Here is a 25066-nt window from a genome sequence, read left to right as displayed (position 1 = left end):
TGCATCCGATTGCGTAATCGATGACCATGGACGACACCCTGCTGACCCGCCTGCGCCAGTGGCTGACCCCCGAACGGCCGATGCCGGTGCTGCAACTCGCCACGCCGGTACTGCGCAGCAGCTTCCGCCTGTACGTACTCGGCATCGATGGCCTCAGCCGCGCGCTGCTGGACGCCGCCACCCGTGCCGAGGCATGGCAGCGGCTGCGTGACCGCCTGTTCCCGCACCTGCTGCTGCGCCTGGATGCGGGCGATGTCGACGAGGCAATGCACGATGGCCAGGAGCTGTGGCTGTCCCAACCAGCCAGCGAGCGCTGGCTGCAGGCGGCCAGGCGCACGCCGCAGAACGTCGATTTCAGCTTCCTCTACTCGCCCTTCGCGCTGGCGCTCGACGGCGACTGCCTGAGCGCGGGCTGGGTAGTGCCACCGAACAGCAGCTCGCCGTTCCCCTATCCGCGCCTGCACGCCAGTTTCGGCGTGCGCCGGGTGGCGCTGCGCCTGCTGCCGGGCCCCGGCAATCCGGAAGACCCGGCGGACGCGGTGCGCCGCGCCCGCGTCTGAGCAGGGACCCCGCTGGTCGTGGTGCTGATCTCGTCCGCGCAATTCCGGAAGTCCCGGTGACCGCCCATCGCGGGCGGAATCGACGGAGCGGAAAGACGCGCATCGCAAGACGAATCCGCGCGCAGTGCTGCGCGGCTGACTGCGCGCGCGTGTCCGGACCGGGCCCGATTTGCCGTTGATCGCAGGTCGCGGCGGCTGCGCGTGCACAACTGCGGCAGCCGGCGTTTACCCCTGACGCATCCACCACCCGGAGTCCACCCACGTGCGCACCACCGCTGCCCTGCTGCTCGCCACCCTGACCCTCGCCGCCTGCTCCGAGCAGGCCGCCCCGCCGGCCGCGACCAACACGCCCGCCCCGGCTGCTGCGCCGGCCACGCCGCCCGCCGCCGCGCCGGCAGCACAACCCGCTGCCGCGCCCGCCGCCACGATCACCGGCATCGCCGAGTGCGACGAATTCCTCGCTGCCTACGAGCAGTGCCTGAGCGACAAGATGCCGGCCGAGGCGCGTGCCCAGATGCAGGTCGGCTTCGACCAGTGGAAGAAGTCCTGGGCGGAGATGGCCGCGAACGAGGCCACCAAGGCCTCGCTGCCGATGGTCTGCCAGCAATCCCGCGATGCCAGCAAGCCGGCGCTGCAGGCCTACGGCTGCAGCCTCTGAGATTGTCAGGGCAAGGGACGCGGAGCGATTTCGCGCCCGGATCCATCCGCGTCCCTTGCCGCCCGACCGCTTCCCCGCCCTGGCGCACCCTCCGCCCGTTGCCAGGCTTCGCGCCCTTGTGGGATGTTTGCGCACCGTTCGATCCGGCGCGCCGCCGAGCAGGCTCCCATGGGCACCCCGCTGCATGCCGGCAACGACCTCCGGCACCACCTGCACCAGCGCATCCAGGGCGTCCTGCGGGAGTGGCAGCAGGCACTGGACGAAGGTTGGAACGTGGACCGCTGGATGCGCCTGGTCAGTGCCCTGGGCGAACTCGGCGAGGCCGCGGGCCGTCAGCAGATGGAGGCGCCGGCGCTGGCCACGCGCGATGCCGCGGCCTACATCGGTTTCCTGCTGGACACCGCCGACTCGCCCAACATCGTCCAGCAGGGGCGAATCCGGCATTACCTGCAGCGGCTGCAGGAGACCGCCGCCGCGCTCGCCGAGCTGCTCCTGCGCGAGGAACTGGAGCACCCGGCGGTGCTGGTGCTGCATGGCCCGGACGGGCCCATCCTGGGGCTTGCCGATGCCTTCGCTGAGCTTGGCTGGAAGTGCTGCAGCTGCGCCGAGCCGGCGCCGGTGGCCGCCGCTGCCAAAGGGCGCCTGCTGGTCGGCGTGGTGATCGATTCGCACTGGCTCAGCCGCCTCGGCGAGGTGGTCGACGCGCTCGACCAGAACCGCCGTCCGGGCGCCACGCCGCCGCTGCTGGTGGTGACCCGCGGCGCGACCATCGCCGAACAACTGCTGGACATGACCGGCAGCGCGGATGCCTTCATCGCGGCCGCCGACGCCACCAGCGTGCTGCTCAAGCTGCGCCAGTTGCAGCACGATCTGTCCTCCGCCGAGCCCTTGCGCGTGCTGATCGTCGACGACGACCGCAGCCAGGTGGTGTTCTGCGACGCGGTGCTGCGCCGGCGCGGCCTGACCGTCCAGGTGGCCGCGTCGGCCGACGAGGCGCTGGCCCAGGTGGGCAGCTTCCGTCCGGACCTGATCCTGGTCGACCTGTACATGCCCGGTATCGATGGCATGGCGCTGACCGCGCGCATGCGCGAACTGCCCGCCACCCTGCTGGTCCCGATCGTGTTCATCAGCGGCGAGCAGGATGTCGGCAAGCGCGTGCGCGCGATCAACATCGGCGGCGATGATTTCCTGACCAAGCCGGTACGCCCGGCACACCTGATCGAGGTGGTCGTCGGCCGCGCCAAGCGCGCCCGCGCGCTGCGCCAGCAAGTGCTCGGCCTGCGCCCGGATGCAGCCGCGACGCCGCTCTCACGCGCCGCGCTCGGCCAGCGTCTGCGCAACCTGCGCGAGCGCCCGGCTGCGCTGATCTCGATCGGTATCGAGCAGGCCGAGCAGCTCAGCGGCAAACTGCCGGCGCTGCTGCGCTGCGAAGTGGAGCAGGCGATTGCCGGACGGATCGCCGCCCGCCTGCAGCCGGGCGATGCCTACGCGCCCTGGCACGACCTGCATTTCCTGCTGCTGGCGGCGCGCAGCGACAACGCCGGGTTGGCGCAGCTCTCCCAGAGCCTGCGCAATGCCATCGACGTACGCCCGGTGGCGATCTCGCGCGGCCAGCTCAAGGTCCGCGCGCGGGTCCAGCTGGTTCCCGCCGACGATGACCCGCAGCGCTGGCTGGACCGCGCACTGGCGGTGTGGAAGCGGGGGACAGTGGCGCCGGCACAGCCCGCAACGGCACGCACCGCGGGCGACGACGCGCCGCAGAACCATGGCGTGCTGCAGCCGGACGCTGCGTTGTGCACTGTCGAATACCAGCCACTGGTTCCCACCCGCGGCCTGCGCGCGGACCAGTGGCACCAGCGCCTGCGCGTGCGCACCTCGCTGAGCCAGGCGCAGGGCACGCTGCGCGAAGACGTGCTCGAACTCGCCCGCAGGGCCGGCACCCTGGCCCGGCTGGACCACATCGCGCTGCGGCTGGCCGCCGGTACCGCCACGGTGCAGGAGCAACTCGGCCGACCGAGCCGCCTGTTTGTCGAGGTCGACGCGGCGAGCCTGATCGATCCGGGTTTCATCGGATTCATCGAGCACGAGTGCCCGCGCCCGGCGCGCCCCGGAACGCTGGCGCTCGAGCTCGACACCGATACGGTCATCGAACGCCAGGCCCTGCTGCGCCCGGTGCTCGAGCGGTTGCGCCCGCTCGGGGTGCAGCTCTGCCTGCGCGATTTCGGCATGCAGAAGGAGGCTGCGCGGCTGTTGCAGCAGATCCAGGTGGACGCGATCAAGCTGGATACCGAGATCGCGCTGCAGCCGACCATGGCCTTCGCCACGATCCTGGCCCAGGTGCGCGAGGCGGGCGTGCCGCTGATGGTCGAAGCGGTCCCAGACCGCGAGGCCATCGCGCGCCTGTGGGAACTTGGCGTGGACTATATCCAGTGCGATTTGCTGGCCGGATATGCGGCCGGGCTGGAAAGCGTGGCCGAAAGCACCGCCTGAGCCGCCGTCGCCGGTGTGGCCGGCAGGGTGCGCCTACCAGTCCGTGCGCCCCGGCAGGAGCAGCTTCAGCTCCGCATCGCTGAGGTTGCGCCAGGTGCCGAGCTTGAGCGTGCCGAGCTTGATGTTGTCGATCCGCACGCGCCGCAACTGGGTGACGCGGTAGCCGAAGGCGGCGGCCATCAGGCGGATCTGGCGGTTCAATCCCTGCGTGAGCACGATGCGGAAGCCGAACTTGGCGATCCGCGCGGTGCGGCAAGGCAAGGTCATGCGCCCGTGGATGCGCACGCCCCCGGCCATGCCGGCGAGGAACTCGGGCGTCACCGGCTTGTTGACCGCCACCAGATATTCCTTCTCGTGGCGGTTTTCCGCGCGCAGGATGTCGTTGACGATGTCGCCATTGCTGGTCAGCAGGATCAGGCCCTCGGAATCCTTGTCCAACCGGCCGATCGGGAAGATGCGCTGCTCATGGCCGACGAACTCGACGATATTGCCGGACACCGAGTCCTCGGTGGTGCAGGTCACGCCGACCGGCTTGTTCAGCGCGATGTACACATGTCGCCGCCCGCGCTTCTTCGGGCGCGGCTTGAGCGTGGCGCCATCCACCCGCACCACATCACCGTCGGCGATTTCCTGGCCGAGTTCGGCGATCGCGTCGTTGACCGTCACCCGGCCCTGCTCGATCAGGTCATCCGCCTCGCGGCGCGAGCAGAATCCGGTTTCGCTGATGTGTTTGTTGAGGCGCATGCGGTCGCTGTCGGGCAAAGGGCGTCGGGATTGTAGGCTGCCTCGGGTTACTTGAGCTTTTCCCAGCCTTCCCAGCCGATCCGCCGCAGCGTCTCGATGTTGCGCTGGTAGATCGCGTCGGTGTCCTCCACCGCCTCCACTGCGCGCTCGATGCTCGCCTCGCGCAGCAGGTGCAGCGTGGGATAGGGCGAACGGTTGGTGCAGTTCTCGACCGCATCGGGCTCGGCGTCGCCGAACTGGTAATCGGGGTGGAAGCTCGCCACCTGCAGCTCGCCTTCCAGGCCCAGCGCCTGCACCGTGGCATCGGCGATGTCGAGGAGGTCCGCCACCAGTTCGTCCTCGTTGCGCGCCGGGCTGAGCACGAAGCGCACGCGGCCCTTGAGGTGCGGCGCCCGCGCGAACGGGCACAGGTTCAGTCCAATCACCACCTGCTCCAGCCAGCGGCGGGTGGCGGCGATTTCCGGTGCGTCCGGGGATGTTTCGAGAGCCACAGGGCAAGGTTCCTAGGAAGGTGCGCGATTGTGCCTGCGATCGGCCGGGTTGACAGCGCCAGCGCGCAGCCGTCGGCGAGGTGCAGGCGTAACATGGGGTCCCCTGCCCTGCTCCGCTCGCGCATGTCCACCACCGGCGGTTCGATTCAAGACGCCACCGAGCGCTTGACCGGCAAGCCCGATTCCAGCCCGGCGGGCGGATCGCCGGACAGCGACTTCGCTGGCTTCCGCATCCTCAGGCCGCTGGGCGCCGGCGGCATGGGCCAGGTGTTCCTCGCCGAGCAGAGCGTGCCGGTGGTGCGCCGCGTGGCCCTGAAGCTGATGCGCGCCGCGGTGGTCACGCCCGAGCTGGCGGCGCGCTTCGGCATCGAGCAGCAGGCGCTGGCGCGACTGGAGCATCCGAACATCGCGCGACTGTACGAGGCCGGCGCCACCCAGGGCGGCTTCCCGTGGTTCGCGATGGAGCTGGTCGAGGGCGTGCCGCTGACCGAGTACGCCGACAGCCATCGATTGACCATCGGGCAGCGGCTGACGCTGTTCCAGGCGGTCTGCGAGGGCGTGCGCCACGCACACCGGCGCGGCATCCTGCACCTGGACCTGAAGCCGGCCAACTTGCTGGTCACCGAGGTCGACGGCAAGCCGCACCCGAAGATCATCGACTTCGGCATCGCCAAGGCGCTCGATGCGCCGGTCGGCGGGGTCACGCTGACCGGCGCAGAAGTGATCGGCACGCCGGCCTACCTCGCGCCCGAGGCGCTGGAGGCCGCCGCCGGGGGCGCCGATCTCGACACGCGTGTCGATGTGTATGCGCTGGGCGTGATCCTCTACGAACTGCTGGTCGGCGCGCGGCCGCACACGCTGACCGGCAACTCGCTGCTGCAGATCATGCGCGAGGTGGCCGACCGCGACGCACCGCCGCCAGCGCTGCGCTTCCGCGCGCTGGAACCGGCCCAGCGTGCCGCAGCGGCCGCCGCCCGCGGGTTGCCCGAAGCGGCGCTGCAGCACCTGCTGGCCGGGGAGCTGGGCTGGATCGCCAGCCACGCCGTGGCACGCCAGCGCGAGGAGCGCTACGAGTCGGTCGAAGCACTGGTCGGGGACCTGGATCGGCATGCGCGCAACGAGCCGCTCAGCGTTGCCCCGCCGTCGGCCTGGTACCGGCTGAAAAAGCTGCTGCTGCGCCGGCGCGGGCCAGCTGCAGCCATCTTCGCCGTGTTCCTGAGCCTGGTCGGCGGGATCGTGGCCTTCAGCATCGCCGCCGACCGCGCCGACCGCGAGGCCCGGGCGGCGGTGCAGGCGCGCGCGCAGGCCGAGCGCGTCACCGCCTTCCTGATCGATCTGTTCGACCAGGCCGATCCCACCCGCAGCCGCGGGACCACGCTGACCGCACGCGAAATCCTGGACAGCGGTGCCGAGCGCATCCGCGGCGAATTGCGCGAAGACCCCGCATTGCGCGGCGAACTGCTGCTGACGCTCGGGCGGGTGTACATGTCGCTCGGACTGTACGCGCCGGCCGAGCCGTTGATCGGCGAAGCGCTGGCCCTCGCGGACACACCGCAACGACGTGCGCGCGCCCTGCTGCACCAAGGCCTGCTGCTGAACCTGCAGGGCCAGTACGATGCCTCCAGCAAGGTGCTCGGGCAGGCGCTGGCGCTGATCGACGCGGGCAGCGCCAGTCTGACACCCGGCGAACTGCGCGACCTGCTGAACCGTTACGGTGTCAGCGAGCGCCTGGCGCGACGCCTGGACCACTCGCGCGAACTGCATCTGCGCGAGCTGGTGGTCGCCATCGGCGAATCGGCGGCGGACAGCGTCAAGGCCAGTCCGGCCTACTACGCCCTGGGGTTCATCGCGCTGGTGCGCAGCGACTACCCTTCGGCCGAGTTGCTGTTCCGTCGCTGCATCGAGATCTACGAGCGGAATTTCGGTCCCGAGGACCGGCGCCTGGCCGGCCCGCTGCGGGCGCTCGCCGATGTGTATGACGAGCAAGGTCAGCACGAACTCGCCGAACCGCTGTACCTGCGCTCGCTCGCGATCACCGAACGGGTCTATGGCGCAGATCACCCGAATGTCGCGCTGCAGGCGAACAACCTCGGTGTGTCCTACTACCACCGCGATCGGCTCGACGACGCGCTGGCCCAGCTCACGCGCTCGCTTCAGATCAACCTGAAACGCCTGCCGGCCGACCACCCGGAGCTCGGCAACCAGTACCTCAACCTCGGGCTGGTGCATCTGAAGCGCAAGGAATACGCGCAGGCCGAATCCCGCTTCCGCCAGACCATGGACTTGTGGGAAGGCCGCTTCCCGAAGGAGGACCCCAACTGGGCCTGGGCCTGGTGGGGCCTGGGGCGCGTGCTGCTGGAGACCGGGCATCCCGCCGAAGCGCTCCCCTGGCTGCGCCGCGCCCACGAGCTGCGCGCGGCCAGCCTGCCGCCGGACCAGCGCGAAGCAGTCGAGGCACGCGAGTCGCTGGCGGAAGCCGAGCGGGCGGTCGCGGCGCAGACGCCCGAGTAGCCCTGATCCATTCGAGGAATCGCCCTTGCGCCACGTTCTGTCGCTGTTCGCCTGCCTGTGCCTGCTCGCCGCTGTCGCGGTCGATGCACGCCCCCTCGCCCGCGACGAGCAGGTCCTGGTCCTGCCCACGACCGCCCGCTGGCAGGGCGACCGCATCGAAGCGCGCATCGACATCTGGGTGTATGAGCTGGAAAGCCGACCGGCCTGTCCTCGCTGTTCGCGGGTTATCTCGACCTCGACCTGGACGCCCTGCCCTCCGCGGACCGCCAGCGTTTCCTCGAACGCACCCAGCTGTTCCGGGTGGATTCGGAGAGTTTCAAGGATGTCCACCTGCGCCTGGGCGGGCGCACGCACGCGCTGCCGGCAACCGGGTTCGACGGGCGCACGCGATCGAGTGTCGGCATTTCCAGTGCAGGCATTGCAGCCTCGCGTCGCTGGCTCGAGGCGAGCGTGTTGATGCCCCACGGGGACCCGCGCCAGTTCAAGGGCCGCGTGTTGCTGGTGCCGTCGCAGGGGCTGTCGGTGGTCTCGGATATCGACGACACGATCAAGGTCAGCCAGGTGCGCGAGCGCCGCGAGATGCTGCTCAACACCTTTGCGCGCGAGTTCGTCGCGGTGCCCGGCATGGCGGCGCGTTACCGCACGCTGGAAGCAGGCGAAGGAACGCGCTTCCACTACGTGTCCGGCAGTCCGGTCCAGCTGTATCCGCCGCTTGCCGTGTTCCTGCGCACCGAGGGCTTTCCCGCCGGCAGCGTGCATCTGCGCGAATCGACCTCGATCCGCAACGTCATCCCGGGCAGCGATGCGACGCGCACGCACAAGCTCGCGGCCATCGGTCAGCTGCTGGCCGACTTCCCTCAGCGCCGCTTCCTGCTGGTCGGCGATTCTGGCGAGGCGGACCCGGAGATCTACGCCGAGCTGGCGCGCGCGCACCCGGCGCAGGTCGCCGGCATCCGCATCCGCGATGTGACCGGCGAGGCCGCCGATGCGCCGCGTTATCGCGTCACCTTCGACGGCTTGCCCGCCGACCTGTGGCAGGTCTACAGCGACCCGCAAACCCTGCGCGAACCCTGACTCACCAAGGCAGGACTTCGCCCCGCGCATGCCAGAAGCTGCCGGAGCTGGCCAGGTCGAGCGCGGCAATCCGCTCGGCCAGCTGGCGCGCGGAGGTGGCGGCGTCGATATCGCCGGCGCCACCGGTCATTGGCGTGCGCACGAAACCCGGGTGCAACAGGGCCACGGCGATGCCACGTTCGCGCAGGTTGATCGCCAGCGACTTGCCGGTGGCGTTCAGCGCGGCCTTGCTCATGCGATAGCCGTAGTAGCCGCCGGAGCCGTTGTCGCCCATCGAGCCCATGCGGCTGGTGATCAGCGCCACCTTGCTGCCCGGATTCAGGTGCGGCAGCAGCGCGTCGGTCAGCAGCAGCGGCGCCAGCGCATTGACCTCGAACTGCGCGCGCAAGTCGTCCACCGCGGCGCGCAGGCCGCCGACGCTGTCGCGGCGCAGCAGGCCCGCGTTCTGAATGACCAGGTCCAGCGTACGCCCGCCGAGCGCGGCCACGACACCATCAATACCCTCGCCACGGGTCAGGTCGATGCCCGAAAGCACTTCGCAGCCGAGCTGCGGCAACTCCTCGCCAGGGTTCCGGCAGACGGCGATGACCTCGTGGCCAGCCGCAAGGTAATGCCGCACCAGTTCGCTGCCGATGCCGCCCGCGGCACCTGTGATCAGCACGCGCATGAATCGTTCTCCTTCTCGGACTTTTCGCGATGGTACCCTCGTGGCGGTGGCTGATGAGTGATCCGGACCGATGGGCATCGCACTGGCAAGCTGGTTGCTGGCAACCGCGCTGATGGCGCCGGGCGACATCTATCGCTGCAAGGACGCCAGCGGGGCGGTGAGCTTCCAGGACCAGCCGTGCACCGGCGGCGAGTCGGCACACCTGGCGCGCGCGGGAGACGATCCCGCGGACAGCGAACGTGCGCTGCGCCAGTGGCTGGATGCTTATCGCGGCCGCAACGGCGACCCCGCACCGGCGCCCGCTCCCGCCGCGGCGCGTCCCCCCGCGCTGGCAGGGCGGCGGCGCGATCAGCGAAGCCCAGCTGGCGATGTGCTCCGAGCGCTTCCTGCACTGCGCCAGTGGCGACGCCGCGGCGATGGATGCCTGCATTGCGCGGTTGCCGAACTGCGGCAGTGGCGCCGCCGGTGCCTGCTGCCCGCGTTCATGCGTGGCGCGTTACCAGGACCTGCGCGAGGCAGGACATGCCCTGGCGCCAGCCGTGCGCCTCGCGCTGCTCGATCCCGATGCCCCGGCCTGTGGTCAGGCGCCCGCACTGCGTTGAAAGTTCCGATTCCGCGCACGGACGTTCGTTTCCGACGCCAGATTGCGGCGCAATCCGCCAATCCACCGGTGATTTCGCGCACCAAGAGCTGGCACGGACATTGCGAGAGGGCGCTCCACTTCCCCCTGGTCGTCGGAGCATCACCATGTCCCCTGCCCTACCCCGCCTGACCCTGTCGTGCACGGCGCTGCTGTTCGCCGGCGCTGCGCTCGCCGCCGATGTCATCCCAGCCGCGGGCGAGAACATCGATACCAGCAGCAAGTCGGTACGCGTGCCGGCCGGCATCGCGGTGGGCGTGATCGACACCGCCAGTGGTGACGTCCTGCTTGAATCCGGGGCGATCTCGCGCAACATCGACACCGGCAGCGGCGGCGTGGAACTCGCCAGCGGCGCCAGCGCCGGGCGCATCGATACCGGCAGCGGTGGCGTGCGCCTGGGAGCGGATGCCCAGTGCGGCGTGATCGACACCGGCAGCGGCGGCGTCCACCTGGGCAATGGTGCGAAGACCGAAGCCATCGACACCGGCAGCGGTGGGGTGTACGGCGGCGAGCGTGTGGTCGTCGATGGCGACATTGACACCGGCAGCGGCTCGGTGCGCCTGGATGCGGGCTCGATCGTGCGCGGCAAGATCGACACCGGCAGCGGTGAGGTTGACCTGACGGGAGTCACTGTAGAGCGTGGCATCGATACCGGCAGCGGCCATGTCACGCTGGTCGACAGTCGCGTGGGCCGCGATGTGGTCAGCACCAACGGCGAGATCCGCCTGGAAGGCGTGAGCGCGGTGGCCGGCGACCTCGTGATCCGCAAGTCGCGCTGCTGGGGCTGGTGCTGGAGCGACGACAAGGCCACCCGGGTGGTGATCGGTGCCGGCGCCAGCGTCGGCGGTGAGATCCGCATCGAGCACGAAGCCGAGCTGTGGGTGCATGAGCAAGCCCGGATCGGCCGCGTGAGTGGCGCCGAGGTCAGGCGCTTCAGCGGCGAACGGCCTTGATCCTCAGCCGTGGCGCCAGCGGTCGCGGCCTTCGCGTTTGGCCGCGTACAGTGCCGCATCGGCGCGGTTGATCACTGACTCCAGGGTATCGCCGGCACCGAGCACGGCGATACCCACGCTCGCACTCAGCCGCAGCTCGGGCCTGACGCCGGGCACCGGTGCCTGACGCAAGGCCTGCAGCAGGCGCTCGGCGACTTCCGCCGCGTCGGTAGCGGCATGCGCGGGTAGCAACAACAGGAACTCCTCGCCGCCATAGCGTCCGAGCATTGCCCCCGCAGGCAACAACGCGCTCCACAGTCCCGCCAGATGGACCAGCGCCTGGTCGCCGACGCCATGCCCGTGGCCGTCGATGATCCGCTTGAAATGGTCGAGGTCGGCCACCGCCACTGCCACCGGTCCCGCGACGGATACCGCATCGACGGCGCGCTGGAGTTCGCCGAGCAGGGAGCGCCGGTTGGGCAGCCCGGTCAGCGGATCGCGCGTGCTCAACGCCGCCAGCTCGGCATTGACGCGTTCCAGTTCATCGCGTTGCGCCCGCAGCTCGCGGGTGCGCTCGCTCACCTGCGCCTGCAGCTCCCGGCGCTGCGCGCGCAGGTCGGCGATGCGCCAGCCGACCACGCTGCCGACGGTCAGCATGGCGCCGACCACCAGCAGTGTGCGGAACCAGAGGGTCTGCCACCAGGACGGGATCGACACCACCGTCAGGCTGCGGCTGCTCGCGCTGGGACGACCAAAACGACTGATCGCGGCGACCTCGAACTGGTACTCGCCCGGGGGCAGGTTGGTGTAGCTGGCGAAGCGGCGGTCGCGCGCATCCTGCCAGTCGCGATCGAACCCCGCCAGGCGGTAGCGGTAGCGGACTTCGCGCGGCTGGTCATAGGCGATCGCGCCGTAATGCAGCTCCAGCACGCTGTCGCCCGGCAGCACATCCACCCGATCCAGGACCGGCGCCGCCAATCCCAAGCGCCCCGCCCCGCCCGCCTGCTCCCGATTGTCGATGCGCACTCCGGCCAGCACGGGCACCGGGGAACCGTCGCCGAGTTCGACCCGCCGCGGGTCGATCCGGTTGAAGCCCGCGGGCCCGCCGAACAGGAGCCTCCCCTGCGCGTCCCGTGCGTGCGCGCCGAACAGGAACTCCATCTGCTGCAGATCGTCGTGGCGCCCGAAATTGACGACCTGCGCGGTGTCCGGATCGAAACGGATCAGGCCGCGGTTGCTGCTCAGCCAGAGGTGGCCGTGCAGGTCGGGTTCGATGCCGTAGATCACCCGGTTGGCGAATCCGTCGCGCTCGGTGTAGCGCCGCCAGCGACCATCCGGTGCCACGTGCACCAGGCCATCGCTGGTCCCGATCCACAGGCCGCCATCCTCGGCATCGGCGATGTCCCAGGTGACCCGCATGCCGGCATCCGGAGCCAGTTGCGCGCCGATCTGCAGGCGATCGGGGTCGAAGCGGTACACGCCCTGCCAGGTCCCGATGAAACAAGCGCCTGCTTGATCCTCATGGATGGCGAAGATGTTGGTATCAGCCAACACCGAGCTGCCCGCGCCGGCGACGCGGGTTGCGCCGCGCCGGTACTGCGCCGGGTCGACCCGGAACAGCCCCGGTTCGCCAGCCACCCACAGGCGCTGCGCGCGGTCGAGCAGCAGGGCGCGCACCGAGCGCACCGGTTCGCGACCCGTCCCGGCATCCTCGATGCGCTGCGCGCCATCCTGCGGCGTCCAACGCTGCAGGCCGCCGTCGCTGCCGATCCACAACGCGCCATCGGCATCGCGCGCCAGTGCCCAGATCAGGCTGTCGCCGACCGCCGTCGGCCGCAGCTCCGCCGGCTGCCAGTAGCGCAGCGTGCGCCCGTTGCCTGCATCAGCCGCAATCACCCCGGCGCCGTAGCTGCCAAGCCACAGTCGATCCGCGTCCGGCAGCAGCGCGCGCACCACCCGCGTGCTGGCGACGCTGCGCTCGGGCAGCCTGGGCGCGTAGCGCTCGATTGCCTGGCGCGTGGGATCGTACCGGTCCAGGCCATGGTTCCATGCCCCGAGCCACAGGCGGTCCCCGTCCGGGTGCAAGGCATAGACGATCTTGCGCGCCCCGGGATCCTCGTCTTCGTCGTCGATGCGCTCATCGCTGCAGCTGCAATCGCGCCGCAGGCGGTAGACGCCGACATCCGATCCTATCCACAGGTCACCGGCGGCCGCGGGCGCGAGTGCCGCCGAACGTGCCATCTCCGGCGGCAGGCGTGGATCGCCAAAAGCAATCGTGCGTCCGCGCGCGGTCGCCGGGTCGTACTCGTGCAGGCCCAGACGATCGACGCTCAGCCACAGGCGGCCGTCGGTGGTCACAGCCACCGCGGGGATGCTGGGTTCCGCAACGCCGAGGTCGATAAGCTGGCAGTGCTGCAGATCGGCATCCAGCAGGCAGGCCCCACCGTCGCCGGCCACCACGAAGCGCCCGTCCGCTAGCCGGTCCAGTGCGCGCACCGTGGTGCGCGGGCCGGCACTGGCGGCGGCGACCGCGGCAACGCGCGGCGCTCCGCCTGCGAGCGGCCAGTCGACCTGGAACAGCCCGGCACCGGTGCCGACCAGTGCCCGCGTGGCCGAAAGCGCGAGCAGCGCATGGGTGGTGTGCCGCGCCGGAACCGCGTCGGGCAGCCGTTCGCGCAGTCCCTCGATCACTTCGGTGGTCAGTTGCATGCGCGCCAGCCCACCACCGATGGTACCGATCCACAGGCTCTCGTCGATCCGGTCGAGGCGCTGGATGAACCCGTCCGGCAGGCCAACCTGACCGGACTCGCTGCGGAAGGGCCGGAATTCGTTTCCGTCGAAGCGATTGAGGCCGTCCTCGGTTGCGATCCAGAGGAAACCACGCGCGTCGCTTTCGATCGCCACCACCGAGTTCTGCGAGAGACCTTCGTCGACCCCGTAATGGTCGACGCCGGCCATCGCCCCACCCACCCAGCAAAGGGCCGCGAGGGCATGGGCCGCGGGAGCGGATGCGCGATTCATGGCCCAATGCTAGCCCGGTCTGCCCCTGCTTCCGCCGCGCCCGCCGGGTGATCGCACGCAAACCATATGGTTACATAAACACCGTTATGAATTACGATGATGCGATGAAGCCCACGTCGATCCTGCCGCTGCCCAACCCCTCCTTGATCCCCGCTGGCGGCGCCTGCCGGGCGGCCACGGAGGAGTTCTTGCTCGCACGACTCGCCAATCCGAACACGCGGCTCAGTTACGCCCGGGCATGTGCAGGATTCGCCGCGTGGTTGTCGCAACGCGGACTGAAGGTCGAGTCGGTACGTGCTCCGGATGTCGCGCTGTATGCGCGGGACCTGGAGCGCCGGCGGGCGCCGATGACGGTCGCGCAGCACCTGAGCGCGTTGCGCCGCTGGTACGACTGGCTGGTCGAACGCGGTGTCGTCGGCGTGAGCCCGGCGCGCAGCACGCGCACCCCGAGGCCGCGGGTCGAAGTCGGCTCGACGCCCGTGTTGACACCGGATGAGATCGCACGGCTGTACGCGGGATTCGGCGCTGGGGTGGTCGAAGCGCGCGACCGCGCGCTGGTCAGCCTGATGCTCTACGGGTTCCTTCGTGTGAGCGCGGCACTCGCCGTCCGTCGCGCCGACGTGGTCCTCGACCCTCCGCGCGCCGCGATCCGAGTGCGAGAAAAAGGTGGTACGCAGCGCTCGCTGCCACTGCACGCCCAGGCTGCTGCGGACCTGAGGGCTTACCTTGCGATCGCGCATTTCGAAGACGCGCAACCGCTGTTCATCGCCTGGCGTGACGGCGGCCAACAGCGCGGCGAGCGCCCGCTGCGACGCGAGCAGGTGTATGCGATGGTGCGCCGGCGCCTGGCGCGCGCAGGCATCGCGCGCGTGGCCGGTTGCCATGCCTTCCGCGCGACCGGCATCACGCGCTTCCTGTCACAGGGTGGACGGATCGAGACCGCTGCCCACCTCGCTGGCCACGCCTCGCTGCGCACCACCCAGCTGTATGACCACCGGGCGCGCGACAACGTCGGCGACGAGCTCGCCTGCCTGTCGTTCGCGCGAGAAATAGGTGGTGCCGGGACGGTTCCGGGAAAAGACGGGATTACTTCGCCAGATCAGTAACTTGGCGGACTATTTGGCAGCCAAACCCGGGCGCCTCGCGCTTGCGCGGACGCCGCGCCTCACCGATGGGTTCAGCGCGACTGGTCGTCGTCGCGTCCCGGTGGGCGTCCGGCCTGGGCCAGCAGTTCAGCGGGATCGAGGCCCAGCCTGCGCATATGCGCTTCCCATTCCTCGCGTTCGCGTGCCTGGCGCTCATCGGGCGCCGCAGTGGCGGGCTTCGGCACCGCCACCGACTTCGGCTTGGGTGCGCTCGGCGCACGGCCGATGACAAACTCGAAGTGACTGACCTGGCGGCCCACCTTGGACTTGTCGTAGCGCACGCGCAGCTCGGTGCGCTCGTTCAGCTGCGCCACCGCCGGGGCGACCACCCAACGCTCGAACTCGGAGAAGCGCGGGTAGCTGTCGACGCAATCGAGCCAGCGGCGCAGCTGCTCGACCGACACCTGGCGCCGGCCGAGGTTGGCGTACTGCGCCAGCACCTCGAACAGCCGGATCGCGAAGGTGCTCGACAAACGCGCGATCGATTCCAGCGGGTAGCTGGTAAAGCGATCCTTCAGCGCCGAGATGAAGGGCAGCATTTCCGGCGCGAAGTTCAGCACCACCCGGCCGCGCCGGTTCTGGTAGCGGATCATCGACACCCAGCGCAGCAGGGTTTCCTGGCCGTTCTGGGCATCGCTGATCGTGACCTTGCGCTCGAACAGGCGCACAGCGGCGTCCTTCAGTTCTTCGTAGACTTTCTCCGGCGACAGGTCAAAGGTCTCGCGAAACGGCGTCGCCTCGACCGTGAAGGTGCGCTGCTCCTCCAGCGGGCGGCGCGAGTCGACCTGGGCGACGCAGAACAGCACCAGCCGCTGCTCCTGCAGCGTCAGGCGATAGGAGGCCTCGACAATCGCGTTCGCCTTCGTCACCAGCAGTGCGCTGCCAGGTTTCATCCGACCACCTTTCTCTCGCTCGAAGGATGCAAACTTCCCGCATCCGGACTCATTTCTTCTTCTTGTTCAATGCTTTGGGCAATTCTTTGGCTGCCAAAGCATGGCTTCGCGTCCATTCGCCGAGGAACTCGTTGAGCGCGGAAACCAGTGCCTGGCGCTCGTCGCTGCCGAGTCCCTTGCTCCAACGAACCACCAGGTTCGACCGGTCCGGGCTGGAGACGGTCGCCAGCAGCTCACCATCTGCATCCAGCACCGCCTGCTCGACCTTGCGCTTGTGCGTGGCCCGCGCCGGGAAGATCTCCGCTTCCAGCTCGGCATACGCGACCTGGGTGCGCGCTGCAGTCCATTCACCGCGCCGGGAATCCTCGCCGATGCGCTCCAGCCGCGTGCGCATCTCGTCCATCCGCTGCAACGCGCGCGCGCGCCCTACGAAGCGCGCCAGGCGCCGTCCGAGTTCGCGCGACAGCCGTTCATGGCCACCCAGCGCGAGCACGAAGGCGTAGGGCAGCTCCGACAGCGACAGCTTGAACGACAGGTCACCGGCCGACACACCGAGCCACTGCGCCAGCCCTTCCTGGGTCTCGAACAGCTTGCGCTCCAGCCAGTTGCGCCACTTCACGCCGGTCTCGTAGGCGGAGTGCTTGCGACTGGCGTCCGCGGTCTCGGTCAGCAGCGCGGCGTCGCGATCGCCGAGGTCGGCGACGATCGCCTTCAACGCCACCCCGAGGTGGGCGCAGGCAAAGCGTCGGCGCGAACCGTCGATCACTTCGAAATCCGCCTCGGCGTCGCCACTCACCGGGCGCACGATGGCGGGCGTGGTCTGGCCGTGGCTGCCGATCGAGTCGATCAGGTCCGACACGCTGTTCGCATCGAGCGCCGCCTGCAGACGCCCCTGGAGGGCCCACACGCGCACCCGCGCGGGGTCGATCTCGCGCACGCTGAGCGGCGCCCCGGTCATCTGCTCCAGGCGCCCGAGGATGCCGCGCCCGGACTTCGCCAGGCCGACACTCGGAGCCACCACCGCGCCGACGCCTTCCAGCAGCCGGCGCGCACGATCCTGCGCACTGCGTCCTGTCGCCATCACTTGTTACCTCGCACGTTGTGCACCATTCCGAGCATCTCCTCGAACACCTCGTCCAGCGCCTCGCGCACCCGGCGATTGGCCTCGGCCTGGCTGCGGTCCGTCAGGTTGCTGCCCTCATAGCAGCTCGGGGCCCCGGCCGATCCGCGGCGCACCGCTTCCGACATCGGGAAGTGGTTGCTGAAGATCAGGCTGCCGAAGAAGCGGCTGGCCAGTAGCGCGTGGGTCTGGTCGCTGAGCGAGCCCTTCTGCAATTGGGTCAGCAACAACCGCAGCCAGCGCGGCCGGCTGTTGAAGCCCGGCAGGCGTTCGGTCCAGGCGTGGACCACCTTGGCGAACTTGACCGCTGCCTCCAGGTCCAGGTTGCGCGGCGGGACCGGGATCACCAGTCCGTCCGACGCCACCACCGCGTTGATCGCCGCCAGGTTCAGCGCCGGAGCGCTGTCCAGGAGCACGAAATCGTAGCCCTTCAACTGCCTCAGCGACTGGTCCAGGCGCTTCCAGAACGGGTTGTCCTGCACGCCGGTGCGCGCGGTCTCGACCGCCAGCAGCATCTCGGCGTCATAAACATCCACCGATGCCGGGATCAGGTCGATCGTCGGCCAGTGCGTCTGGTGCACCTGGCCATCGATGCCGTCGACCTCGCCGGTCAGTACCGGGCCGATCGTCTGTTCCCAATCGACACCGCGCACCGCCTCGCCGTTGCGGCTGAGCTCGAAGGAAGCGGTCAGCGAGCCCTGCGGATCGAGGTCCACCAGCAACACGCGATAGCCGCGCGAGGCGAGGAAGTGGCTTGCGAGATAGGTGCAGGTGGTCTTGGAACTGCCGCCCTTGAAATTGACGAAGCCGAGCACGTACGGCACCCGCGAGAGCGGCTTGGGCAGGGTCCCGGCATAGGCGCGGATCGCGTTGATCTCGCTCAGCGTGTACATCCGCCGTCCGCCCGCGCTACGATCGGCCGGCGCAGGGAAACCGGGTTCGCTCTCCTGCGCGCGCAACCAGGAAACCGAGCGGCCGATTTCACGCGCGGCCTCCTGGATGCGGTAGCGGCGGAGGGTCTTCACGCCGACGGGTGGGGCATGCAGTTCACGCAGCGTGGTGATGAAACTGTCGCCCAGGGTAGCGACGATCTCCAGCGACTGCTGGGCATCCAGCTTGTTGACCACTTCGGGCGTCAGCATCGGTGTGGTGTTGTCATGTACGACGTTCATCAACTTGGTAGCTCTGCGTCGCTTTGGTTGAATAACCTTACCATGCGCTCTTGATGTTGGTCAGCTGTTTTTGTTTTGTGTTTAAGCCTTTTAGTAGCTTGTTTAGCCCCACTTATTCCATTGCCTGATCAGCCACTTGGCATGTCCTGACGCGTGAAATAGGTGGTTGCGGGCGTGAAATAGGTTGCTCACAGGCGAGAAAAGGGTGGCTCAACGGCGTGAAAAAGGCGGCCCCGGGGCGAGAAAAAGGTGGCGCGCCCAGCGGGCTCCCGTGACGCCGGTCCGATCTGGCGGATAACATCGACAGGCGGCACCCGGGCGATGGCGCAGGAACCCGCGACAGCATCCATCCACACGAGGGCAGGGCGATGAGCAAGGGCTTGAACCAGAAGAAAGAGACCAAGAAGCAGCCGGCCAAGACCGCCAAGGAAAAGAAGGCGGAAAAGCGCGAGAAGAAGGCATCCAAGTAGGCGCACCCTGGCGGTGTTGCGCGCTTCAGCCTGATTCTGTGGCGCGCAGCGCCGGAGGTAAGCGATGGCCGATGACCGACCGTTCCGCATCCTGTCGCTGGCCGGCGGCGGCTATCTCGGCTTGTATACCGCCTGGGTGCTGGCGGGCCTCGAAGCGCGCGCAGGCGAACCGCTGGCCCGCCGCTTCGACCTGATCGCCGGCACTTCGGTGGGCGGCTTGCTGGCGCTGGCATTGGCCTTCGCGGTGCCGGTGGCAGTGGGCGTCAGCTTGTTCCGTGAGCGCGGCAGCGAGATCTTCTCGGCGCGCAGCCTGCCGACCAGTCGGGTAGGGCGCTTGATCGACCTGACGCGTGCGGTGCTCGGGCCGAAATACTCCGGCGACGCACTGCGCAAGGCGCTGACGGAGATCTTCGACGGCCGCCGCCTGGAAGACGCCACGCACAACCTGGTAGTGCCGGCGGTCAACGTGTCGCTGAGCCACACGAAGGTGTTCAAGACCCCGCATGTGGACGCGTCCGCTGGAGACGAGCGCGTGCTCGCGGTCGATGTCGCGATGGCCACTTCGGCGGCGCCGGCCTACTTTCCGTCGGTCAAGGTCGGGCGCCACCTGTACGCCGATGGTGGCATCTTCGCGGTCGCCCCGGACCAGGTCGCCCTGCATGAGGCAGAGCACTTCATGGGCGTGGCGCCAGAGCGTGTCGAAATGCTTTCGATCGGGACCGCGACGGCGGGCTACAAGCCGGCCGACGGCGTCGATGCCGACGATGGCGCAGTGGGCTGGCTCTCGGACGGACGCCTGATCCTGACCACGGTGGCCGTGCAGCAGCAGCATGTCGAGTCGATGCTGGAGGACCGCCTCGGGCCGCGCTACCAGCGGATCGACGCCGAATGGCCGGCCGAAGCGGGCCTGGGCATCGACATTGCCACGCCCGAGGCGGCCGACACGCTGGTCCGTCTCGCCGAGCGCACCTTGGCGCGGATGAGTGCGAGCGACTGGAAACGCGCGCTCGGGCGCTGAGCGCTCCCGCATCCTGTCGCAGATTCCGGCAGAAAGTTCCGACCCTGCCATGGCGCGCGGGAGCTTCATGATGGCGGACACGCCGTCGCCTAGGTGGTTGCTGTGACCTGTGGGCGATGACTCAGACTGCGGGATCGTGGAAGATTGGTCACACTTTCACCGTTTGTGAGGCCAGTCCATGCAACGAACACTTCTTGCCCTGACGCTCGGCGCAGCCGCCCTGTGCGCCCACGCCGAGCCTGGCAAAGCGCCACCCAAGGCCGCCGAGGTCAATGCCTACGCCGAGCAACTGCTGGCCGCGACCTATCCCGCCGATGGCCCTGGCGCCGCAGTGCTGGTTGCCCGGGGCGATGAGGTCCTCTACCGCGGCGCCCGCGGCATGGCGAGCATCGAACTGGGCGTGCGCTTGTCCCCAGACCAGGTCTTCCGCATCGGCTCGGTCACCAAGCAGTTCGCAGCCGCAGGCCTGCTGAAGCTGGTCGAGGCCGGCCAGGTGGCCCTGGACGATCCGCTGTCGAAGTTCCTTCCCGACTATCCGAACGCAGGGAAGATCAGTGTGCGCCAGTTGCTCGACCACACCTCCGGGGTGAAGAGCTACACCGACATCGCCGGCGTCATGGACGGGCCGATCCGCATGGATTTGGCGACCGCTGCCCTGGTCGACAGCTTCAAGGACCAGCCGGTGGATTTCGCACCGGGCGAGGGCTGGGCCTACAACAATTCCGGGTATGTGTTGGTGGGTGCCGTGATCGAAGCGGCCAGCGGCAAGCCCTGGAATGTGCACCTGAAGGACAGCGTACTCGCAGCGGCTGGTCTCAAGGCGACCACCTTCGGCGCCAACGATGTGCTGATCGCCGGCATGGCCAGTGGTTACACGGTCAAGGACGGCCACGTCGCCCCGGCGGCCTTCCTCAGCATGACCCAGCCGCATGCGGCGGGTGCGCTGGTCTCCACGGTGGACGATCTGCACCGCTGGAACCGCGCGCTGCACGGCGGCAAGCTGCTCAGCGAGGCTCTCTACACCGACATGGTGACGCCAGCCGGCAAGGCGGCCCCGGCCAACTACGGCTTCGGCATCGGCCGCGGCACGCTGCGTGGGCGCACCCAGCTTCAGCACGGCGGCGGCATCTTCGGGTTTGCCTCGCACCTGCTGTACGTGCCGCAGGGCGAGATCAGCGTGGCCGTGCTGCAGAACGCAGACGCGACGGTCAACGGCCGCACCGACCCCGCCGTGCTGGCGGTGCGCCTGGCCGCCTTTGCGCTGGGTGACCCGTACCCGGATCCGACGCCGATCGAGGTCGACGCCGACACCCTCAAGACCTACGAAGGCGTCTACCGCATCGACGAGGCCAATACGCGGGTGGTCCGTGTCATCGATGGACGCCTGACGTCGCAGCGCACCGGCAGCGAGCGCCTGGCGCTGACGCCGATCGCGAAGGACCGTTTCATGTTCGAGGACACCCTGACCTGGATGGCGTTCGAGCGCACCCCGGAGGGCGCCATCAGCGGCATGCGCCTCTACCAGAATGGCGAAGGGGAGGGGGTCGTCGCTCCGCGGACCACCGATCCCCTGCCGGCCGATCGCGCGTCCATCGAGGTGCCGGTCGAACAGTTGCAGCGCCTGGTTGGAAGCTACCTCGCCAACGGCATGCGCATGAGGGTTTTCCTTGAGGGCGCGCAGCTCAAGACCCAGCTCGATGGCCAACCGGCCTTCGACCTGTATGCCGAAACCCCGAGCAAGTTCTTCCTCACGGTGGTCGACGCCACCCTGAGCTTCGCGCCGCAAGAAGGTCCGGTCACCAGCGTCACCCTGAACCAGGGCCCGGCGGTGATCGAGTTCAAGCGCTCCGAGTGAGCCCTGCGCCGGGCGATCCGCATGGCCGGATCGCCCGGTTACATTTCGCAAGCCCGGCGCGGCTGGCTTCCGAGCATCATCGGCGGGATGAGGACTGAACCCGCATGACACCGGACGCCGTCACCCCGCTGCCGGCGATCGACCGCGCCGCCTTCGCCGCCGAACTGTCTGCCCTGCGCAAGGAACTGCTGGCTGACCTTGGGCCCGCGGACCTTGCCCACCTGCGGCGCATGGAACGCTGGGGCCGCTGGTGCACGCTGATCGGCTATGCGATCGCTTGGATTCCGTTCAACCCGCTGGCGGTGCTGCTGATCGGCCTGGGCAATGTGGCGCGCTGGACCATGGTCACCCACCATGTGATGCACCGCGGTTACGACAAGGTGCCGGGCGTCCCGGCGCGCCTGACCAGTGCCCGCTACGCCAAGGGCTGGCGCCGCTGGCTGGACTGGCCGGACTGGATGGACCCGGCCGCGTGGGCCTACGAGCACAACCACCTGCACCATTTCCACACCGGCGAGGTGGACGATCCGGACCTGGTCGAACACAACGCCTGGCTGCTGCGCCTGAAGGCACTGCCGCGCCCGCTGAAATGGCTGCTGGCGGCGCTGCTGATGCTCAGCTGGAAACTCAGTTACTACGCACCGAACACCCTGTGGGCGCTGCAGCAGCGCGAGTTGCAGAAGGGCAGGGCGGCGGATGCACCGCCGCTGCCCACACCCGGCAATGTCTGGCGCCTGCTGTACCCGGGCGAGCGCCTGCTGCTGCCGCTGACGCGCCGGGCGCTGGCCTTCTGGGCGCGCTGCGTGGCGCCGTATGCGCTGTTGCGCTTTGGCCTCGTTCCCGCGCTGTTCCTGCCGCTCGGCACCTGGGCCTGGGCCGCCGTGCTGGTCAACAGCCTGCTCGCCGAGCTGTACGCCAACGTGCACGCCTTCGTGATCATCGTGCCCAACCACGCGGGCGAGGACCTGTGGCGTTTCGAAGGTCATTCGCGCGACCGCGCCGAGTACTACCTGCGCCAGGTCACGGGATCGGTGAACTACCCCGGTGGGCGCGACCTGCCCGAATTCCTGATGGGCTACCTCAACTACCAGATCGAGCATCACCTCTGGCCGGACCTGCCGATGCTGAAGTACCGCCAGGCCGCGCCGCGGGTGAAGGCGATCTGCGCGCGCCACGGCGTGCCCTATGTCGAGGAAAGCGTGTGGAAGCGCTTCGCCCGGCTGTGGGCGATCCTGCTCGGCGATGCCTCGATGCGGCGCGCCCCGTCAGAGCCAGCGGCGCGCCATCCAGCCGATCAGCTCGGCAATCCAGTTCAGGCCGAAGCGGCGTGACCAGCGCTGCGCGGTGATCTCCTCGGCCAGGGTCGCATCCGCCTCGAAATCCGCCGTCAGCCCGTCGATCAGCGCCGGCAGATCGGACCACAGCACCAGCTCGTCGTTGATGAACAGGCTGCGGTAATCCAGGTTGGCGGTGCCGACCATGCTCCAGGCATCGTCGATCACGATGGTCTTGGCGTGCAGCATCCGCGGCAGGTACTCGAAGATGCGCACGCCACCGGCCAGCAGCGCCGAGTAGGCCGCGCGGCTGGCCCATTGCGCCAGCGGCACATCGCTGCGCCGCGGCACCAGCACGCGCACATCCACCCCGCGCCGCGCCGCGTGGATCAGCGCGCGCTGGATCGACGCCGGCGGCACGAAATAGGGCGTGGTCAGCCACAGCCGCTGGCGCGCCCGGCCGAAGCGCCGCTTCAGCCAGCGGTGCAGCAAGTAGCGCCGTTTCAGGCCGAGGTTGGGGACGAGGTAGCCCTGCGCCTCATGCAGCCGCCGCCACGGCCGGCGCCGCAGCGCGCGCGGGTATTCGTCGAAGGCCTCGATCGCCAGCGGCACCAGGCTCCCGGTCAGGCGCACATGGGTGTCGCGCCAGCGCTCGTCGCCGAAGGCGCGCAGCGAGGCTTCGAGGTGGATGTTGAAGCCACCCAGGTAGGCGCAACGTCCGTCGACAATCAGCAGTTTGCGATGGTTGCGCCGGTGGATCGTCAGCGGCCGGCGCCAGTTCCAGCGGTGGCACCACTCCAGCTTGACGCCACCCTCGACCAGCGCGCGCGCCAGGCTGTCGTCCAGGGTGTCGAAGGAACCGAGTGCGTCCACCCGCAGGCGCACCTCGCAGCCCGCGCGGGCGCGGGCGATCAACGCCGAGGCGAAGGCCAGGCCGATCTCGTCGCTGGCATAAATGTACGACTCCATGCGCACGCTCACGGACGCCGATTCGATATCGGCCAGCATCGCGGCGTACAGCGTGTCGCCCTCGGTAAAGCGCAGCACCGGATCGTCGCCGGTGGCGGGGGAGGGCAGGGGAGGCGGCGGCGGGCCGGCGTTGACCATGGGAGGATCGATCAGCCGGAGGGGCGGCGGTGGCATCGTGACGACAGCCAGCCCCGGACGTCAACCCCGCGCCTTCACATCCGTTGTAGCCTCGGAAAAGCTGTCCAATCCGACTGGAGCAAACCCCTGTGAAAGCAACTGCCGCCGCCCTGCTGATGTCCGTCCTGGTCCTTGGTGCCGCCGTGTCGCCGCCGGCGCACGCCGCCGAGCAGCTGCTCGGCAGCACCCATCTGACCAAGGTGGAGAACGACAGGGACGTCCTGGTGTTCGCCAAGTGTCGCCGTGGCATCCATGCAGTGCAGGTACGCGCCCGCAAAGGTCAGGTGGAAATCGAGCGCCTGTGGGTGCGCTTCAAGAACGGCGAGCGCCAGGACCTGGAAGTCCGCGACCGCATCGGGCAAGGCGGCGCCACGCGCTGGGTGGACCTCAACGGAGGCGATCGCTGCATCAAGGCCATCGGAATCGTGGGTGACACCGAACTGTCCTACGACCAGGCCCGCGTGGATATCTGGGGGCGCTGAGCCGGCGCAAGGTCGATGTCGGGTCCATGTGGAGCCGTCGCTGCAGGTGGTGCGGATCCCGGCGGGCTCCCCTGGCCGGGAACCTCAGCCTGCTGCCGACCGATATCGCCGGCGTTCCCCGCGCCACCCATTTGTTCCCGGAACCCGGCGCACTGGAGCGCCGTCGCCGACCGCCCGCGCGCTGCTACCAGCGCCGGACGCCCGCCGCGCCTGATCAGGCAGCTTCCGCGTCCAGCGGCAACGGCCCAAGCGCACGCAAGTCGTTCAGGCGCAAGCCCAGGCGGTTCAGTCGTTGCTTGATCGCCTTGTCGGTGCGCCCCATCAGCGCGCTGATCTCCGGGAGGCTGCTGCCCTTGCGCACCAGCAAGACCATGCAGGCATCCTCCGCCGGCGCCCAGGGCTTCTCCCCCTGCAAAATGCCGTGGTCGCTCGCATAGCTCTTCACACACGCATAACTGCGCCCCAGCAGGCGCGCGGTTTCGGCAAGCGGCAAACCCACCCTCTGCCGCTGGCGCAGCAACTCGATCTCTTCCGATTCCCAGACCCTGCCGTACACGTTCTACCCCTGCCATTTCGCTTCTCGGCACGTTCCCGATCGGGAAGGGCCTTGCGGGCAAGAGCCTAGCCATTGAATCGTTGCTCGGGTGTAAAGCTTGTGCGCGCAGCCTGCGTCAAGACGTACACGCAAGTTTGCAGACGTTTG

Annotated in this window: 21 protein-coding genes; 12 read left to right on the top strand and 9 right to left on the bottom strand. The window is 69.0% G+C overall.

Annotation, left to right across the window (positions count from 1 at the left end; translation table 11 throughout):
• Window positions 1–26 precede the first annotated feature (26 nt).
• The 3 genes from IPK27_07985 to IPK27_07975 all read left to right on the top strand — a co-directional run bounded on the left by IPK27_07985 (window position 27) and on the right by IPK27_07975 (window position 3708).
• Window positions 27–560, top strand: a complete 534-nt coding sequence (locus IPK27_07985) for a hypothetical protein (GenBank protein ID MBK8067561.1) — start codon at window positions 27–29, stop codon at window positions 558–560.
• A gap of 262 nt (window positions 561–822) precedes the next feature.
• Entirely contained in the window at window positions 823–1218 is a 396-nt protein-coding gene (locus IPK27_07980; GenBank protein MBK8067560.1) for a hypothetical protein, read from the top strand.
• Window positions 1219–1341: 123 nt separating this feature from the next.
• Window positions 1342–3708, top strand: coding sequence for an EAL domain-containing protein (locus tag IPK27_07975; GenBank protein ID MBK8067559.1), 2367 nt, complete (start codon window positions 1342–1344; stop codon window positions 3706–3708).
• Window positions 3709–3741: 33 nt separating this feature from the next.
• On the opposite strand, the gene IPK27_07970 is transcribed toward IPK27_07975, so the two are convergent.
• Window positions 3742–4452, bottom strand: a complete 711-nt coding sequence (locus IPK27_07970) for a pseudouridine synthase (GenBank protein MBK8067558.1) — start codon at window positions 4450–4452, stop codon at window positions 3742–3744.
• A gap of 47 nt (window positions 4453–4499) precedes the next feature.
• Window positions 4500–4943, bottom strand: a complete 444-nt coding sequence (locus IPK27_07965) for a DUF1415 domain-containing protein (protein MBK8067557.1) — start codon at window positions 4941–4943, stop codon at window positions 4500–4502.
• A gap of 123 nt (window positions 4944–5066) precedes the next feature.
• Here IPK27_07965 and IPK27_07960 point away from each other — a divergent pair, with 123 nt between their 5' ends.
• A complete protein-coding gene (locus IPK27_07960; protein ID MBK8067556.1) occupies window positions 5067–7454 on the top strand; it encodes a serine/threonine protein kinase in 2388 nt (795 codons plus the stop codon).
• Between the two features lie 300 nt (window positions 7455–7754).
• Window positions 7755–8528, top strand: coding sequence for an App1 family protein (locus IPK27_07955; protein ID MBK8067555.1), 774 nt, complete (start codon window positions 7755–7757; stop codon window positions 8526–8528).
• A gap of 1 nt (window position 8529) precedes the next feature.
• Here IPK27_07955 and IPK27_07950 read toward each other — a convergent pair whose 3' ends face one another.
• Window positions 8530–9195, bottom strand: coding sequence for an SDR family oxidoreductase (locus IPK27_07950; protein ID MBK8067554.1), 666 nt, complete (start codon window positions 9193–9195; stop codon window positions 8530–8532).
• Window positions 9196–9265: 70 nt separating this feature from the next.
• Between IPK27_07950 and IPK27_07945 the strand changes: the two genes are divergently transcribed.
• Both IPK27_07945 and IPK27_07940 read left to right on the top strand, forming a co-directional pair.
• On the top strand, window positions 9266–9967 hold the full coding sequence (locus IPK27_07945; protein ID MBK8067553.1) for a DUF4124 domain-containing protein: 702 nt from the start codon (window positions 9266–9268) through the stop codon (window positions 9965–9967).
• The gene (locus IPK27_07940; GenBank protein MBK8067552.1) at window positions 9943–10788 is read left to right on the top strand and encodes a hypothetical protein; all 846 of its coding nucleotides are present in this window, start codon (window positions 9943–9945) and stop codon (window positions 10786–10788) included. The genes IPK27_07945 and IPK27_07940 overlap by 25 nt, the downstream gene beginning before the upstream one ends.
• Before the next feature lie 3 nt (window positions 10789–10791).
• Here the strand turns inward: IPK27_07940 and IPK27_07935 are convergent, their stop codons facing one another.
• Window positions 10792–13788, bottom strand: a complete 2997-nt coding sequence (locus tag IPK27_07935; GenBank protein MBK8067551.1) for a diguanylate cyclase — start codon at window positions 13786–13788, stop codon at window positions 10792–10794.
• A gap of 86 nt (window positions 13789–13874) precedes the next feature.
• Between IPK27_07935 and IPK27_07930 the strand changes: the two genes are divergently transcribed.
• Window positions 13875–14894, top strand: a complete 1020-nt coding sequence (locus IPK27_07930) for a tyrosine-type recombinase/integrase (protein ID MBK8067550.1) — start codon at window positions 13875–13877, stop codon at window positions 14892–14894.
• A 71-nt stretch (window positions 14895–14965) separates the two neighbouring features.
• Here the strand turns inward: IPK27_07930 and IPK27_07925 are convergent, their stop codons facing one another.
• The 3 genes from IPK27_07925 to IPK27_07915 are packed head-to-tail and all read right to left on the bottom strand — an operon-like array spanning window position 14966 to window position 18118.
• Window positions 14966–15826 carry a replication initiation protein gene (locus tag IPK27_07925; GenBank protein MBK8067549.1) on the bottom strand — a complete coding sequence of 287 codons (861 nt, stop codon included), beginning with the start codon at window positions 15824–15826 and terminating at the stop codon, window positions 14966–14968.
• A gap of 49 nt (window positions 15827–15875) precedes the next feature.
• Window positions 15876–16907 (bottom strand): ParB/RepB/Spo0J family partition protein, encoded by a 1032-nt coding sequence (locus IPK27_07920; protein ID MBK8067548.1) that lies wholly within the window; start codon window positions 16905–16907, stop codon window positions 15876–15878.
• Entirely contained in the window at window positions 16907–18118 is a 1212-nt protein-coding gene (locus IPK27_07915) for an AAA family ATPase (GenBank protein ID MBK8067547.1), read from the bottom strand. Before IPK27_07915 ends, IPK27_07920 begins: the two co-directional genes overlap by 1 nt.
• 534 nt (window positions 18119–18652) lie before the next feature.
• Between IPK27_07915 and IPK27_07910 the strand changes: the two genes are divergently transcribed.
• The 3 genes from IPK27_07910 to IPK27_07900 all read left to right on the top strand — a co-directional run bounded on the left by IPK27_07910 (window position 18653) and on the right by IPK27_07900 (window position 22792).
• The gene (locus tag IPK27_07910; protein MBK8067546.1) at window positions 18653–19606 is read left to right on the top strand and encodes a patatin-like phospholipase family protein; all 954 of its coding nucleotides are present in this window, start codon (window positions 18653–18655) and stop codon (window positions 19604–19606) included.
• Window positions 19607–19784: 178 nt separating this feature from the next.
• Complete coding sequence (locus IPK27_07905) at window positions 19785–21461, top strand: serine hydrolase (protein ID MBK8067545.1); 1677 nt, start codon at window positions 19785–19787, stop codon at window positions 21459–21461.
• A gap of 104 nt (window positions 21462–21565) precedes the next feature.
• Entirely contained in the window at window positions 21566–22792 is a 1227-nt protein-coding gene (locus IPK27_07900) for a fatty acid desaturase (GenBank protein ID MBK8067544.1), read from the top strand.
• On the opposite strand, the gene IPK27_07895 is transcribed toward IPK27_07900, so the two are convergent.
• The gene (locus IPK27_07895) at window positions 22727–23743 is read right to left on the bottom strand and encodes a cardiolipin synthase B (protein MBK8067543.1); all 1017 of its coding nucleotides are present in this window, start codon (window positions 23741–23743) and stop codon (window positions 22727–22729) included. The two genes, IPK27_07900 and IPK27_07895, sit on opposite strands and share 66 nt — an antisense overlap.
• A gap of 227 nt (window positions 23744–23970) precedes the next feature.
• On the opposite strand from IPK27_07895, the gene IPK27_07890 reads away from it, so the two are divergent.
• Window positions 23971–24363: a DUF2541 family protein gene (locus IPK27_07890; GenBank protein ID MBK8067542.1), complete on the top strand. Its 393-nt coding sequence runs from the start codon at window positions 23971–23973 to the stop codon at window positions 24361–24363.
• A gap of 214 nt (window positions 24364–24577) precedes the next feature.
• Here the strand turns inward: IPK27_07890 and IPK27_07885 are convergent, their stop codons facing one another.
• A complete protein-coding gene (locus tag IPK27_07885; protein ID MBK8067541.1) occupies window positions 24578–24919 on the bottom strand; it encodes a hypothetical protein in 342 nt (113 codons plus the stop codon).
• Window positions 24920–25066 lie beyond the last annotated feature (147 nt).

The sequence above is a fragment of the Rhodanobacteraceae bacterium genome, assembly GCA_016713135.1.
Lineage (GTDB): Bacteria > Pseudomonadota > Gammaproteobacteria > Xanthomonadales > SZUA-5 > JADKFD01.
Note: the sequence above shows the minus strand (reverse complement) of the source record. Positions and strands in the feature narration are given on the sequence as shown.